The organism is Streptomyces sp. NPDC015661 (genome assembly GCF_043077765.1).
Lineage (GTDB): Bacteria > Actinomycetota > Actinomycetes > Streptomycetales > Streptomycetaceae > Streptomyces.
The window spans coordinates 628669-642061 of the sequence record NZ_JBIBST010000002.1 but is presented as its reverse complement, the minus strand read 5'-3'; the positions used below and the strand labels follow the sequence as shown (position 1 = coordinate 642061).

The following is a 13393-nucleotide window of genomic DNA, read 5'->3' as shown; positions in this document are numbered from 1 at the left end:
GTTCCGTCTCGGAACAGTAACGCGTAGGTTCCCTGTCGTCACGGCAGGACGAGACCGGAATCCGAGAGGGGCACCCATGCGCGACGAGGACGTTCTCGCGGAGGTCCGCGCCCTCGCCCCCGCCCTGCGCGAGCGCGCCGCCGGGGCCGAGGAGCTGCGTCGGGTCCCCGACGCCTCCGTGGAGGCCCTGGAGGCCGCCGGCTTCTTCCGGCTGCTCCTGCCCGGGGCGTACGGCGGACTCGCCGCCGACCCGGCCGTCTTCTACGCCGCCGTGCACGAGATCGCCAAGGCGTGCGGCTCGACGGGCTGGGCGGCGGCCGTCCTCGGCGTCCACCCCTGGTACGTGGCCCAGTTCGACCCACGGGCCCAGGAGGAGGTGTGGGGCGCGGACGGAGCCACCCGGATCTGCTCCTCCCACGCCCCCACCGGGGAGGTCACCCCCGTCGACGGCGGCTTCCAGCTCTCCGGCCGGTGGCACTTCTCCGCCGGCTGCGACCACGCCCGCTGGGCACTCCTCGGCGGCGTCGTCGAGGACGACGAGGGCCGGCCGGTCGACATGCTGACCTTCCTCGTCCACCGGTCCGACTACCGCATCGACGACGTGTGGGACACCGTCGGCCTGCGCGGCAGCGGCAGCAACGACATCGTCGTCGAGGACGCCTTCGTCCCCGCCCACCGGACGCTCGGCTACGGCCCGGTGACGACGCTGCGCTGCCCCGGACAGGAGGTCCACGCCGAGCCGCTCTACCGGCTGCCGTACGCCGCCGTCTTCACCACCGCCATCTCCACCGCGATGGTCGGCATCGCCGAGGGCGCCCACGAGGACCAGGTCGCCGCGGCCCGCGAACGCCTGAAGGCACCGCAGGGCCGACGGGCCGCCGAGGACCCCTTCGCGCAGGTCCGCATCGCCCGCGCCGCCGGAGAGATCGACGCCGCCCGGCTCCAGCTCCACCGCAACATGGCCGAGCTGTACGCGCTCGCGCGCGCCGGCAGCCCGATCCCCATGGAACTGCGCGCCCGCACCCGCCGCGACCAGGCGCTCGCCACCGAACGCGCCATCACCGCCGTGGACCTGCTCATGGAGAACGCCGGCCGCGGCCCGCTGCGCGTGGGCGACGACGTCCTCCAGCGGGCCTGGCGCGACCTGCACACCGGCCGTGGCCAGGCCGCCAACGACGTGGACCGGGCACTCGTCCTCTACGCCCAGGACGCCCTCGGCATGGACGTGCACGACCCCATGCTCTGACCCGAGAGGCCGCGCCCCGGGCGGGTTCCCGCTCAGTGGGAGCAGCGCATTTCGCTGCCGTACACCACGCCGTACGGTCCTGGCATTCCCCCACCACGACCCGAAAGGGGATGCCCCATGGCCGATGACGTCCTGGCAGCGATCCGTGACCTCGCCCCCGCCCTGCGCGACCGCGCGGCCGAGGCCGAGACGCTGCGCCGCGTGCCCGACACCTCCGTCAAGGAACTGGAGGACACCGGCTTCTTCCAGCTCCTCCAGCCCAAGGCCTTCGGCGGCCGCGCGGCCGACCCGGTGGTCTTCTACTCGGCGGTCAAGGAGATCGCCAAAGCGTGCGGCTCGACCGGCTGGGTCGCCTCCGTGGTCGGCGTCCACCCCTGGCACGTCGCCCTGTTCGACCCCCGCGCCCAGCAGGAGGTGTGGGGCCAGGACCCCAAGACCCGGATCGCCTCCTCGTACGCCCCCACCGGCAAGGCCACCGCCGTCGACGGCGGCTTCCGGCTCTCCGGCCGGTGGCACTTCTCCTCCGGCTGCGACCACGCCCGCTGGGCGCTCCTCGGCTGCCTCGTCACGGACGGCGAGGGCAACCCGGTCGACATGCGGACCTTCCTGATCCCCCGGTCCGAGTACCGCGTCGACGACGTCTGGGACACCGTCGGACTGCGCGGCACCGGCAGCAACGACGTCGTCGTCGAGGACGTCTTCGTCCCCGACCACCGCGCCCTGAGCTTCGGCCCCGTCACCGCCCTGAGCGTGCCCGGCCACGAGGTCAACCCCGAGCCGCTGTACCGGCTGCCGTACGCCGGGGTGTTCACCACCACCATCTCCACCCCGATCGTGGGCATCGCCGAGGGCGCCTTCGAGTCGTACGCCGAGGCCACCCGGCAGCGGTTCCGCGTCTCGTACGGGCAGAAGGTCGCCGAGGACCCCTTCGCCCAGGTCCGCATCGCCCGCGCCGCCAGCGACATCGACGCGAGCTGGCTGCAACTGACCCGCAACATGGGCGCGATGTACGCCCTCGCCGAGCGCGGCGAGGAGATCCCGATGGAGCTGCGCACCCGCACCCGCCGCGACCAGGTCCTCGCCACCGAACGCTCCGTCGCGGCCGTCGACCTGCTGATGGAGAACTCCGGAGGCAGCGCCATGCGCACCGGCCCCGGGCTCGTCCAGCGCGCCTGGCGCGACGCCCACACCGGCCGCGGTCACGCCGCCAACGACCCCGAGCGGGCCCTGGTCATGTACGGGCAGAGCGCGCTCGGCATCGACATCCAAGACACCATGGCCTGAGAGGCGTTGACGATGGCAGAGCTCACCTACGAGTCGACCTCCCGCACCGTCAAGGCGGCCGGCCTCACCCTCCACTACCACGAGGCCGCGCCCGCCGGCCGGGCGTCCACGGAGACATCGGCGGCCGGCGCCGCAAGCCCCGTCGTCATCATGCTCCACGGCGGCGGCCCCGGCGCCTCCGCCTGGAGCAACTTCGGCCGCAACCTCCCCGTGTTCGCCGAGCACTTCCGCACCCTCCTCGTCGACCAGCCCTGCTTCGGCCGCTCGGACAAGCCGGAGCTCGACAAGGACTACTTCAGCTACAGCGCGGACGCCGTCGCCGCCCTCATGGACGAACTGGGCATCAGGCAGGCGCACTTCATCGGCAACTCCCTCGGCGGCGGCACCGCCGTCCGGATGGCCCTCAACCACCCGGACAAGGTCGGCAAGCTCCTCCTGATGGGCCCCGGAGGCGTCTCCGTCAACCTCTTCGCCCCCGACCCGACCGAGGGCATCAAGCGGCTCTTCGAGTTCAACACCGCGCCCGAGCCGAACAAGGAGCAACTGCGCGGCTTCCTCGGAGTCATGGCGTACGACCAGTCGATCGTCACCGACGAGCTCGTCGAGGAACGCTGGGCCTCGGCCACCGACCCCGACACCCGGCTCGGCAGCGCCCGGATGGGCGCCTCCTTCGCCAACCCCGCCTGGGCCGAGGACACCATGCTCTGGCGCGAGGCCCACCGGATCACCCAGCCGGTGCTGCTCACCTGGGGCCGCGAGGACCGCGTCAACCCCCTCGACGGCGCCCTCGTCGCCCTCAAGACCATCCCCGACGCCCGCCTGCACGTCTTCCCGCACTGCGGCCACTGGGCGCAGACCGAGCGGGCCGACGAGTTCAACCGCCTCGCCGTCGACTTCTTCTCCCACTGAACCTTCTGAACCTTCTGGACCTTCCGAACCTTCCACCGAAGAGGTGCACACCATGGACATCCGTGCTCTCGGCTACCTCCGCCTGGAGACCACCACCCTGGACGAGTGGCGCCGCTACGCGCTCGACGTCCTCGGCATGGTGGAGGCATCCGGCACCACCGAGGACACCCTCTGCCTCCGCCTGGACGACCGCGCCTACCGCATCGTCGTCCAGGCCGGCGAGAGCGACCGGCTCCTCGCGGCCGGCTGGGAGGTGGCGAACGCCGCCGCCCTCGCCCGCGTCGCCGAGGAACTGGAGGAGGCCGGCGTCGCCGTCAAGGCCGCCGACCCCGCCGTACTCGCCGAGCGCCGCGTCCAGGGCCTGATCCACGTCACGGACCCCGGCGGCAACCCGCTGGAGATCTACTGGGGCCAGGCCCAGGACCACAGCGCCCTCGGCACCCCGTACGGCAACCGCTTCGTCACCGGAGACCTGGGCCTCGGCCACGTCGTCCTCCCGGTGCCGGACATCGAGGCCGCGCTCGACTTCTACGAGAACCTGCTCGGCTTCCAGCTGCGCGACTCGATGAAGCTGCCCCCGCAGGCCGTCCCGACCGCCACCGAGCAGCGGGACTTCCACTGGATGCACTTCCTCAGCCCCAACCGCCGCCACCACAGCCTCGGCCTCTACCCCGGCGCCCTGCCCCCCGGCATCGTGCACTTCATGGTGGAGCTGGAGACCCTCGACGACGTGGGCCGGGGCCTCGACCGCATGCACGCCGCCGGCATCCCCATCGCGTCCAGCCTCGGCCGCCACACCAACGACCGCATGGTGTCCTTCTACGCCCAGGCCCCCGGCGGCTTCCAGGTCGAGTACGGCTGGGACGGCCTCGTCGTCGACCCCGCCACCTGGGTCGCGAAGGAGATCACCGCCGACAGCTTCTGGGGCCACCAGTGGAACGGCTGATCCCGCCCTCCGAGTTCCGGGACGTCCTCGGCCGCTTCGCCAGCGGCATCACGGTCGTGGCGACCCTCGACGCCGACACCGCGGAACCGGTCGGATTCGCCTGCCAGTCCTTCGCCTCGCTGTCGCTCGACCCTCCGCTGGTCATGCTGGCCGTCGGCAAGAACTCCACCAGCTGGCCGAGGATCGAGCGGTCGGGCCGCTTCTGCGTCAACATCCTCGCCGAGGACCAGCAGACCACCTGCGCCGCCCTCGGCCGCAGCGGCCCCGACAAGTTCGCCGGGGTGCCCTGGAGCACCGGCGAGCACGGCACCGTACGCATCGAGGGAGCCCTCGCCCACGTGGAGTGCGAACTCGACGCCGTGTACGAGGCGGGGGACCACCACCTCGTCACCGCGCAGGTGGTGGCGCTCGACGCCGGCGAGGACGGCCGGCCGCTGCTCTTCTTCCGCAGCCGCTACGCCGTGGGCGCGTTCTGATGCCCCTCGACGTCGAGAAGGCGCTCTCCGCGCCGCCGGTGCGCACCGAGGTCGGCTGGGACGAGCGCGACGTACGGCTCTACCATCTCGCCCTCGGCGCCGGAGTTCCCGAGACCGACCCGCGCGAACTGCGTTACGTGTACGAAGGACACGAGCGGGGCCTCCAGGTCCTGCCCACCTTCGGAGTCGTCGCGGGCGGCACCGGTGGTGTCGGCTTCCAGGTCTTCGACCTGCCGGGCGTCGACATCGACCTGGCGAAGGTGCTGCACGGCGGCCAGGAGATCACCGTGCACCGCCCGCTGCCCGTCGCCGCCCGGGCGACCGCCGTCACCCGGGCCGCGGCCGTGCACGACAAGGGCAGGGCCGCCGTCATCGTCCAGGAGTCCACCCTCCTCGGCGAGGACGGCGAGCCGCTGATCACCCAGCGCAACCAGATCTTCGTCCACGGGGAGGGCGGCTTCGGCGGCGACCGAGGACCCTCCGAGCGCCTCCCCGCGCCCGACCGCGCACCCGATCTGGTGGCCGAGATCCCGACGCTCCGTCAGCAGGCCCTGCTCTACCGGCTCACCGGGGACTGGAACCCGCTGCACGCCGACCCCGCCACCGCCCGGCGCGCGGGCCACGACCGCCCCGTCCTGCACGGGCTCTGCTCCTTCGGGATCGCGGTCAAGGCGGTCACCGACCGGCTGCTCGGCGGGGACGCCGGCGCGGTCGCCGCCTGCCGCACCCGCTTCGCCGGGGTCTTCTTCCCCGGCGAGACCCTGCGGCTGCGCGTCTGGGACACCCCCGACGGCTACCGCCTGACGGCCACGGCCGCGGACCGCGCCGACGCGCCGGTCCTCACCGACGCGCGGATCACCGCGCGCTGACCCGGCGGCCGGGGCGGAGGACGGCCCGCCCCGGCCGCCGACCCACCCAGGGCCTGCCGGACAGGCCCTGTCACGACCTGGGAGAACCGCATGAACGACCAGTGGGACCACACGTACGACGTGGTGGTCGTCGGCTCCGGCGCCGCCGGCATGGCCGCGGCCATCACCGCCCGGCTGCGCGGTCTGACCGCCCTGGTGGTGGAGAAGACCGACGTCTACGGCGGCTCGACCGCCCTGTCCGGCGGCGCGATCTGGGTCCCGGACAACTTCCACCTGGACGCCGCCGGGCTCGGCGACACCCCCGAGAAGGCCCGCGCCTATCTGGACGCCACGGTCGGCGACCGGGTCACCGCCGAGCGCAAGGACGCCTACGTCACCCACGGACCGCGCATGGTGAGGGAGTTCCACGACCGCACCGACGTGAGGTTCGTCTACACCCCCGGCTACTCCGACTACTACCCCGAGCGGCTCGGCGGCTACCCGCAGGGCCGTTCGATCGAACCGCAAGTCTTCGACTTCAAGAAGCTTTGCCCCGAGCAGCGCGACACCATGCGCCGCGCCGGGCTCCCCACGTACGGCCTCACCATCACCTCCAAGGACTTCCGGCAGCTGAACATGGTGGGACGCACCTGGGCCGGCCGCCGCACCGCCGTCAAGGTCGGTGCCCAGGCGGTCAGGGCCCGGCTCTCCGGCCAGGAGCTGCTCTCGCTCGGCGAGGCGCTGATCGCCCGCATGCGGCACTCCCTCGACGCCCTCGGCGCCGACCTGTGGCTCTCCGCCCCGCTGACCGGCCTCGTCGAGGAGGACGGCCGGGTCACCGGCGTCCGGATCACCCGGGACGGCCGGGAGCTCACCGTCCGGGCGAGCGGCGGCGTCGTGCTCGCCTGCGGAGGCTTCTCCCACGACCAGCGGCTCCGCGAGAAGCACCTGCCGGCGCCCACCTCCACCGCGTGGAGCTCGGCGGCCGAGGGGCAGACCGGCGACGCCCTGGAGCCGGCCGTGGCCCTCGGCGCCGCGACCGATCTGATGGACCGGGTCTGGGGTGCTCCCTCGGTCGTGCCGCCCGAGGGGAAGCCGTTCTTCCTCGTCGCCGACCGCGGCATCCCCGGCATGGTGATCGTCGACCAGGCGGGCCGGCGCTACGCCAACGAAGCAGCCCCGTACCACGAGTTCGTCGACGCCATGTACGCGAACGACAAGCCCGGGGCGAGCACGGTGCCGTCCTGGCTGATCCTCGACGCCACCGCCAAGGCCCGCTACATCTTCATGGGCCTCTTCCCGGGCCAGGCGTTCCCCAAGCCGTGGCTGGAGAGCGGCTTCGTGAAGAAGGCGGCGACCGTCGAGGAGCTGGCCGCCCGCATCGAGGTCGCCCCGGAGCGGCTGCGCGGCACCCTGGACCGCTTCAACGGCTTCGCCCGCGTCGGCCGTGACGAGGACTTCCACCGGGGCGAGAGCGTGTACGACCGCTACTACGGCGACCCGACGCTGACCAATCCCAACCTGGCACCGCTGGACAAGGGCCCGTACTACGCGATCCCCGTCCACCCGGGCGACATCGGCACGAAGGGCGGCCTGGTCACCGACGCGACGGCCCGCGTGCTGCGCGAGGACGGCGGCGCCATCGACGGCCTGTACGCCTCCGGCAACGTCTCGTCCGCCGTCATGGGGGAGACCTACCCCGGCCCCGGCGCGACCATCGGCCCCGCCATGACCTTCAGCTGGCTCGCCGTCGACCACATCGCCCGTACGCGCTCCGCCGGGGAGCGGTGAACCCCGGGATGACGGATCTCCGGGGCAGGACGGTGATCATCACCGGTGGGGCGCGGGGCATCGGCGCGGAGGCCGGACGGCTGGCCGTCGAGTCCGGCGCCCGCGTCCTCCTCACCGACGTACGCGAGGAGGAGGGGCGGGCCGCGGCGGAGAAGCTGGGCGGCCACGCCCGCTTCCTCCGCCACGACGTCACCTCCGAGGACGACTGGCACGAGGTCGTCGCCCACGCCGCCGCCACGTTCGGACGGGTGGACGGTCTCGTCAACAACGCCGGAATATCCGGTGGTTCGCACCTCCTGGAGGAGCAGACGGCCGAGGCCTTCCGCCGGGTCCTCGACATCAACCTCACCGGCGTCTTCCTCGGGATGCGGGCCGTGATCCCGGCGATGCGGGAGAACGGCGGCGGCTCCGTCGTCAACATCTCCTCCGCCGCCGGCCTCATGGGCCTGGCCAGGACCGCCGGCTACGGCGCCGCCAAATGGGGCGTGCGCGGGCTCACCAAGCTCGGCGCGGTCGAACTCGGCGCCGACCGGATCCGCGTCAACTCCGTGCACCCCGGCATGATCCACACCCCGATGACCGCCCACCTGGACATCGAGCGCGGCGAGGGAAAGTACCCGAACACCCCCATGGGCCGGGTCGGCGAGCCCCAGGAGATCGCGCGGGCGGTCGCCTTCCTGCTCTCGGACGCCGCCTCGTACATCACCGGCGCCGAACTGGCCGTCGACGGCGGCTGGACCACCGGCCCGACCCTGCGACCGACCGAGGACCCGACCGAGGAGAACCCCTGATGCCCGTCGACCTGACAGGAAAGGTCGCGCTGGTCACCGGCGCGGCACGCGGCATGGGCGAGGCCGAGGCCCGCCTCTTCGCCGCCCTCGGCGCGAAGGTCGTCCTCACCGACGTCCTGGCAGCGGAGGGAGAGGCGACGGCCGCCTCCCTCGGGGCCGCCGCCCGTTTCGTACGCCACGACGTGACCGACGAGCGGTCCTGGGAGGCCGCCGTGGCCGCCGCCCTGGACGCCTTCGGCCGGCTCGACGTCCTCGTCAACAACGCCGCCATCTACTCCACCGCGCCCATCACCGACGAGGACCCGGCCCGCCTGGAGGCGATCCTCCGCGTCAACCTGATCGGCCCCTTCCTCGGCATCCGCGCCGTCGCCGCCGCGATGAAGGCGAACGGCGGCGGGTCCGTCGTCAACATCTCCTCGCAGGCCGGCCTCCAGGGCATCTGGGGCCACGGTGCGTACGGCGCCGCGAAATGGGGGCTGCGCGGCCTGACCAGAACGGCCGCGCTCGAACTCGGCCCGGACAACATCCGGGTCAACTCCGTCCACCCCGGGGCCATCGCCACGGCGATGACCGCCCACCTGGGCACCAAGGAGCATCCCGCCGCGCCGCTCGGTCGGGTGGGGGAGCCGGAGGAGGTCGCCCGTCTCGTCGCCTTCCTCGCCTCCGACGACTCCTCGTACCTCTCCGGCGCCGAACTCGCCGTCGACGGCGGCGCGTCGGCGGGCCGCATGCCGGCCCTCACCCCGAAGGGAGCCGACGCGTGAACCGGCCCGAACCCGAGGTCCAGGCGGTCATCGACCTGGCCACCGCCGGATTCCCCCCGCTGGCGACCGAGATGACGGACATCGCCGACGTCCGCGCCTTCTTCGCCGCCCGCCCCAAGCCGGCCGTCCCGCCGCCCCCCGTCGCCCGCGTCACGGACGAGGACGCCAGCGGCGTTCCCGTCCGCGTCTACGACCCGGCCGTCCACGCGACCGCCCCCGTGATCGTCTTCTGTCACGGGGGCGGCTTCGTCCTCTGCGACCTCGACAGCCACGACCCCTTCTGCCGCTCCCTCGCCCTCGCCACGGGGGCGATCGTCGTCTCCGTCGACTACCGGCGCGCCCCCGAGCACCCCTTCCCCGCCGCCCCCGAGGACGCCTACACGGCCCTCCTCTGGGCGGCGGCGACGTTCCCCGGCCGCCGGATCGCCGTCGCCGGGGACAGCGCGGGAGCCAACCTCGCCACCGTCCTCACCCTGCTCTCCCGCGACCACGGCGGCCCCGAGATCACCTGCCAGGCGCTCTACTACCCGATGCTCGACCCCACCCGCTCCCGCCCCTCGCACCGCGAGAACGCCCAGGGCTACTTCCTGACCGCCGACCACCTGCGCTGGTACTGGGACGGCTATCTGCAGTCCCCAGCACACCGCACCAGCCCCTACGCGGCCCCCCTCGCGGGCGCCGACCTGTCCGGGCTCCCGCCGGCCCAGGTCGTCACCGCCGGCTTCGACCCGCTGCGGGACGACGGACTGGCGTACGCGGAGGCCCTCGCCGCCGCGGGCGTCCCCGTGGAGGCCCGCCACCACGCCGGGATGTTCCACGGCTTCCTCTCCATGGCGGGCGCCCTGCCCGCCGCGGCCGAGGCCCGTGAGACGGCCTTCGCGGAGCTTCGTGAGGCGCTCGCCCCACGCTGACCGCCGGACGGACACGACCGCGCCCCGCCCCCACCGGATCCGGTGGGGGCGGGGCGCTCTCACGTGACGGCTCGCGTCAGCCCGTATCAGCCCCGTATCAGCGCGAACCCCTTGTACCCGGAGGCCGCGACGTCCGCGATGATCTCCCCGTACACCCCGAAGCCGCCGATGAACGGCATGAACACCCGCGGCTTGCCCGGGATGTTGGCGCCCAGGTACCAGGAGTTCGCCGCCGGGAACAGGGTGGCCGCCGCCCGGTCGCGGCACTGCGCGACCCACTGCTCGACGGCCTCCTCGCCCGCCTCGATCGCGCGGTAGCCGTGCTCGTCCAGATGGCGCAGGCAGTCGGCGAGCCAGTCGCCGTGCTGCTCCGCGCAGAGCACGACGTTGGCCATGACGGACGGGCTGCCCGCACCCGTGAGGTTGAACAGGTTCGGGAAGCCGTCGACGCCCAGGCCCAGATAGGTCCGGGGACCCCCGCTCCAGACGTCCTTCAGGCTCCGGCCGCCCCGCCCCCGGACGTCCACCCGGTCGATCGCGCCGGTCATCGCGTCGAAACCGGTCGCGAACACGATCGCGTCGAGCTCCACCCGGCTGCCGTCGGCGAGCACGACCCCGGCGCTCTCGATCCGTTCGATCGGGTTCTCCCGCAGGCTCACCAGGCGGACGTCCTCGCGGTTGAACGTCTCGTAGTAGTGCGAGTCGGTGACGATCCGCTTGGTGCCGATCGGATGGTCCGTGGGGACCAGCAGATCGGCCGCCGCCGCGTCGTCGATGAGCGCCCGGACCTTCTCCTCCCAGAACGCGCGCGCCTCCTCGTTCGCCGCGAGGTCGGTGAGCTGGTCGGGGAAGGTCTTCGAGTACAGGACACCCCCCAGCTCCCAGCGCTCCTCGAACGCCGCCCGGCGCTCCTCGGGGGAGACCTCGAACGTCGCCGACGGGTGTGCCGTGTGGGGAGAGCCGCCGCCGCTGAGCCGCGAGAGCCGGCGTCGCTCGGCGTAGCCGGCCTTCTGAAGGCGGCGGGTCTCGTCGTCCAGGGGCTTGTTGCCCGCCGGGATGCTGAAGTTGGCGCTGCGCTGGAAGACGGTGAGGTGCGCCGCCTGCTCGGCGATCAGCGGGATGGCCTGGATGCCGGAGGAACCGGTGCCGATCACGCCGACGCGCTGCCCCGCGAAGTCCACGCCCTCGTGCGGCCAGGCGCCCGTGTGGTGGGTGGCGCCTGCGAACTCCCCGACGCCGGGGATGTCCGGTATGTGGGTGCTGGAGAGGCAACCGACCGCGAACACGCAGAACCGGGCCGACACCACCTCGCCGCCGTCCGTGCGGACCGTCCAGCGCAGGGTCTCCTCGTCCAGCTCGGCCGAGGTCACCGAGGTGCCGAAGGTGTAGCTGCGGCGCAGGTCGAAGCGGTCGGCGACATGACGCAGATAGCGGATGATCTCCGACTGCGTCGCGTACTTCTCGCTCCAGTCCCACTCCTGCTGGAGCTCCTCGTCGAAGGAGTACGAGTAGTCCACGGACTCCACGTCGCAGCGGGCGCCGGGGTAGCGGTTCCAGTACCAGACGCCGCCCACGTCGTCCCCACGTTCGAAGCCGCGCACCCGGTGGCCGAGACCACGCAGCTTGTGCACGGCGTACAGGCCGGTGACACCCGCTCCGACGACGACCACGTCGACGACGTCGACGGACTCGGTGTTGCTGTCGTTCACGTTCGTACTCTCCTCATCGGGTGGTGGTGGTGTTCGCCGCCGACCGGCGCAGCGCCTTCTTGTCGACCTTGCCCGCCGCGTTGTGCGGCAGCGCCGCGAGGGCGTGGAAGGCGCGCGGGACCTTGAAGTTGGCCAGCCGCTCCCGCGTGTAGGAGGTCAGCTCGGCCGCGTCGAGCCGGGCACCGTCCGCCGGTACGCAGTAGGCGACGCCGACCTCGCCGAGCCGTGCGTCGGGCGCGCCGACGACCGCCGCGTCCAGGACGGCCGGATGCCCCCGCAGCACCTGCTCCACCTCCGCCGGGTACACGTTGAACCCGCCCACGACGAACATGTCCTTCAGCCGGTCGGTGATCCGCAGGAACCCGCGCTCGTCGAGCACCCCGACGTCGCCCGTGTGCAACCAGCCGTCCGCGTCGACGGCCCGGGCGGTGGCCTCGGGGTCGTCGAGGTAGCCGTGCATCACGTGGTAGCCGCGGGTGAGGATCTCGCCGGGCTCCCCGGGCGGGGCGTCGATGCGCAGCTCCGTGCCCTCCAGGGCCGTCCCCGAGGTGCGGGCCAGGGTCTCGGGGGACTCGTGCGGAGGGCAGATGGCGACCACGCCCGTCGACTCGGTCAGCCCGTACGCGGTGTTGACGCTCCGGGCGCCGAGGGAGGTCCTGATCTCCTCGATGAGCGCGGTGGGGATGTTGGCCGCGCCCGTGACCGCCATCCGCATCGAGCTCAGGTCGTACGCCGCGCGCTCGGGATGGTGGATGAGCGAGGTGAACACCGTCGGCGCGCCGGTCAGGACGGAGATGCGCTCGTCCCGCATCCGGCCGAGGACGGCGTCGGCGTCGAAGACCCGCTCCGGGACGATCGTGGCCCCGTGCAGGAGACAGGCGAGGACGCCCGCCTTGTAGCCGAAGGTGTGGAAGAACGGGTTGACGAGGAGGTAGCGGTCGCCGCGCCGGAGGGTGACCGTGCGGGCCCAGGCGTCGTACACGCGCAGGTTCTGGCCGTGCGTGGTGGGCACGCCCTTGGGGCGGCCGGTGGTGCCGGAGGTGAAGAGGATGTCGGCGGTGTCGGCGGGGCGCACGGCGGCGCCGCGGGCGAGCCGGTCCGCACCGCCCACCCGGTCCGCACCCGACAGGAAGGCCGGCCAGTCCGCGGAGTGCAGGGTCACCGTCCGCTCCAGGAGCGGGAGTTCCTCCCCCGAGTCCGCGAGCAGCGCCCGGTAGTCCGTGCCCAGGAAGTCGTGCTCGGTGAACAGGAGCCGGGTCCGGGAGCGGCGCAGGATGTCGGCGGCCTCGGCCGCCTTGTAGCGGGTGTTCACCGGGACCAGCACCGCGCCGGCCGCCACCGCGCCGAGCGCGGCCACCACCCAGCGCGCGCTGTTCGGCGCCCACACGGCGACCGAGTCACCCGGGCGCACCCCTTGCGCGATCACCGCGCGCGCCACCCGGTCGACCCGGTCGCGCAGCTCCACGAACGTCCAGCGCTCCTCGCCGAAGACGAGGGCCTCCTCATCGCCGTACCGCTCCGCGGCCCAGTCCGCGAGCCTCGCGATGGTCTGCGCGCCCCTCATGATCTGTCACGTCCTCCCTGCTGCCCCGTCCCCCCGGGCGGGGCGCGGGCGGTGGAACCACAGCGGAGGGGAGCCTGTCAGGGAGGGGTGTCCCGGCGCAGGGGCCGGTTCCCGCTCACCGGGAAGGTGGCGGGACTTCTTCCGGAGAAGCGCC

The 13393-nt window shown here is 73.0% G+C and carries 12 protein-coding genes; 10 read left to right on the top strand and 2 right to left on the bottom strand.

The genetic code is table 11. The annotated features are described in order from the left end of the window. The first annotated feature begins 76 nt into the window (after positions 1-76). From hsaA (ACF07V_RS07450) to ACF07V_RS07405, 10 genes are all read left to right on the top strand, one after another. Complete coding sequence (hsaA, locus tag ACF07V_RS07450; protein ID WP_392152021.1) at positions 77-1246, top strand: 3-hydroxy-9,10-secoandrosta-1,3,5(10)-triene-9,17-dione monooxygenase oxygenase subunit; 1170 nt, start codon at positions 77-79, stop codon at positions 1244-1246. A gap of 117 nt (positions 1247-1363) precedes the next feature. Continuing rightward, the gene (gene hsaA / locus ACF07V_RS07445; RefSeq protein WP_392152020.1) at positions 1364-2530 is read left to right on the top strand and encodes a 3-hydroxy-9,10-secoandrosta-1,3,5(10)-triene-9,17-dione monooxygenase oxygenase subunit; all 1167 of its coding nucleotides are present in this window, start codon (positions 1364-1366) and stop codon (positions 2528-2530) included. A gap of 12 nt (positions 2531-2542) precedes the next feature. Continuing rightward, complete coding sequence (hsaD, locus tag ACF07V_RS07440; protein WP_392152018.1) at positions 2543-3439, top strand: 4,5:9,10-diseco-3-hydroxy-5,9,17-trioxoandrosta-1(10),2-diene-4-oate hydrolase; 897 nt, start codon at positions 2543-2545, stop codon at positions 3437-3439. Positions 3440-3491: 52 nt separating this feature from the next. Further along, a complete protein-coding gene (locus ACF07V_RS07435) occupies positions 3492-4385 on the top strand; it encodes a VOC family protein (RefSeq protein ID WP_392152017.1) in 894 nt (297 codons plus the stop codon). Then, on the top strand, positions 4373-4861 hold the full coding sequence (locus ACF07V_RS07430; protein ID WP_392152015.1) for a flavin reductase family protein: 489 nt from the start codon (positions 4373-4375) through the stop codon (positions 4859-4861). Before ACF07V_RS07435 ends, ACF07V_RS07430 begins: the two co-directional genes overlap by 13 nt. Continuing rightward, the gene (locus tag ACF07V_RS07425; protein WP_392152014.1) at positions 4861-5730 is read left to right on the top strand and encodes a MaoC/PaaZ C-terminal domain-containing protein; all 870 of its coding nucleotides are present in this window, start codon (positions 4861-4863) and stop codon (positions 5728-5730) included. The genes ACF07V_RS07430 and ACF07V_RS07425 overlap by 1 nt, the downstream gene beginning before the upstream one ends. A 90-nt stretch (positions 5731-5820) precedes the next feature. Continuing rightward, a complete protein-coding gene (locus ACF07V_RS07420) occupies positions 5821-7500 on the top strand; it encodes an FAD-dependent oxidoreductase (protein WP_392152013.1) in 1680 nt (559 codons plus the stop codon). 8 nt (positions 7501-7508) lie between these two features. Then, positions 7509-8291, top strand: a complete 783-nt coding sequence (locus ACF07V_RS07415) for a glucose 1-dehydrogenase (protein WP_392152012.1) — start codon at positions 7509-7511, stop codon at positions 8289-8291. Continuing rightward, entirely contained in the window at positions 8291-9055 is a 765-nt protein-coding gene (locus ACF07V_RS07410) for a glucose 1-dehydrogenase (RefSeq protein ID WP_392152011.1), read from the top strand. The genes ACF07V_RS07415 and ACF07V_RS07410 overlap by 1 nt, the downstream gene beginning before the upstream one ends. Next, entirely contained in the window at positions 9052-9966 is a 915-nt protein-coding gene (locus ACF07V_RS07405) for an alpha/beta hydrolase (protein ID WP_392152010.1), read from the top strand. Before ACF07V_RS07410 ends, ACF07V_RS07405 begins: the two co-directional genes overlap by 4 nt. Positions 9967-10052: 86 nt before the next feature. On the opposite strand, the gene ACF07V_RS07400 is transcribed toward ACF07V_RS07405, so the two are convergent. Both ACF07V_RS07400 and ACF07V_RS07395 read right to left on the bottom strand, forming a co-directional pair. Continuing rightward, complete coding sequence (locus tag ACF07V_RS07400) at positions 10053-11675, bottom strand: flavin-containing monooxygenase (RefSeq protein ID WP_392152008.1); 1623 nt, start codon at positions 11673-11675, stop codon at positions 10053-10055. Positions 11676-11688: 13 nt separating this feature from the next. Next, positions 11689-13239, bottom strand: a complete 1551-nt coding sequence (locus ACF07V_RS07395; protein WP_392152007.1) for a FadD3 family acyl-CoA ligase — start codon at positions 13237-13239, stop codon at positions 11689-11691. Positions 13240-13393 lie beyond the last annotated feature (154 nt).